This is a genomic window from Paracoccus litorisediminis, from assembly GCF_009711205.1.
Lineage (GTDB): Bacteria > Pseudomonadota > Alphaproteobacteria > Rhodobacterales > Rhodobacteraceae > Paracoccus > Paracoccus litorisediminis.
The window spans coordinates 1-1,739 of sequence record NZ_WMIG01000055.1; the positions used below are offsets into that span (position 1 = coordinate 1).

A 1,739-nucleotide genomic window follows, 5' to 3' on the forward strand; every position below is an offset into this window, starting at 1 on the left:
TTCAGCGATACATCCAAACCGGCATAGAGTTTCATGGTCGTTCTCCTCATGGCTCCTATCCATGAGACCAGCATACCGAACCTCGTTCGCCATCAACGAGCGACCGCCGCAATCACACCATGTATGGAGATACGCGGATGGACGCCATATCAAAACTACGAGCTCAAAGCTCTCTGCCTAACACTGGCTTGGCCCACCCCGATCTGTCGATCTATTGCCCATACAGGATCAATGTGCCACTTGCGTCACCGACGCTCCTAGCGAGATACGGTCAGCAGACCGCTCCCGCAGGATCTCTATAAACGTCCTTCCGTGTCATGATGGCCCAGATGATACTAGCAATCTTGTTGGCCAAAGCGATTGCCGTGACCATCCGCGATTTGCACGCTAGCATTCGTGCCAACCACGAGCCGGACTTCCCGCCCGCCCGTCCTTTCCAGCGTATGATCGACATCGCACCGCTGATCAGCAATCGGCGAATGTCTCGCTGCCCCATTTTCGACGTCTTCCCGGGCGCTGTTTGCCGCCACTGGAGTATTGCCGAGGGACAAGTCCGAGCCAGGCCGGGAAATCTCGGCCTCGGGCAAAACCCTCCATCGCAGGGGAAAAGCTGCGACAGCCATGGAGGTAATCGGCCCGACACCGGGGATGGTGCGCAGGCGCTGCGCTGTGTCCTGCTCGCGGGCATGAGCATCGATCTGCTGTTCCATGGCCTTGATGTCGCCAACGGTCCGAGTGATCCTGTCCAGATAAAAGGCCCCGGTTGTGCGCACCAGATCGGGAAGCGCCTGCGTGTTTTCTAGGGCCTTGATGAAGGGGGCAATGGATCGGCGCGCTGCTGATACGATAACCCCATGTTCAGCAAGGTGCGCGCGCAGCGCGTTGACCAGTTGGGTCTTCTGCGCCAGCAGTAACTCGCGGGTTCGGAACAGCATGGCAAGGGCCTGCTGCTCCGAAGACTTCATGGGAACGGTGCGCATCGAGGGCCTCAGTGCAGCCTCCGTGATCGCCTCCGCGTCATTCGCGTCGTTTTTCTGGCGCTTTACAAACGGCTTCACATAAATCGGCGGGATCAGTCGGACCTCGTGTCCCAGAGCGCGCAATTCCCGTGCCCAGTAGTGCGATGTGGCGCAGGCTTCCATGGCCACGACGCAGGGCGAAAGCCCGGACATGAATATCAAAAAACGCGTGCGAGGAAGCCGCTTTCGGACAATGGCTCGTCCCTCCGAATTCGCGGCGTGGATCTGGAAAACGTTCTTGGCGAGATCAACACCGACTATAGTAATCTCTTCCATGGACACCGCTCCTATGTGGCGATTTCGACATCACCACCTTCGCACATTGCGATGCCGTCGGGCGGGGGTGTCCACCCCATCAAAACTGGATAGCCGCGTCACTGAAGACCGGAGGGCCGCCATTGCCCCGGTCTTTGGGCCGCGCCACGCCATGTCCTTGTCCAGCCAGATCAGCAAAGAGCCGCGCTGCTTCAGCGCATCATTGTTCGACGTTCGCAGTGCGGTAGCGAGTAGGCTCGGTCTTGTTTATGCTAGAAGCCTAATCACATGGATTCGCTTTCGAAAGCCTCCTGGCTGGGGCCTGCTGCAACAATGCCCGTTCAATGTAAAAACCGCCCGGAGGCCGGGCGGTTTCGGAACGTCATTTCGGGGGCTCTGCCCTCGATCCCTGCGGGATATTTGCGCAGGAAGGAGGCGTCAGAGTTTCTCGGTCAGCTCGGGGAT

The 1,739-nt window shown here is 58.7% G+C and carries 2 pseudogenes; both read right to left on the bottom strand.

The window, feature by feature from the left end:
* Positions 1-271: 271 nt before the first annotated feature.
* Positions 272-1,295: pseudogene (locus GL300_RS26000) on the bottom strand (IS110 family RNA-guided transposase).
* A gap of 82 nt (positions 1,296-1,377) precedes the next feature.
* Positions 1,378-1,545: pseudogene (locus GL300_RS26005) on the bottom strand (transposase); the annotation flags it as partial.
* Positions 1,546-1,739: the final 194 nt, after the last annotated feature.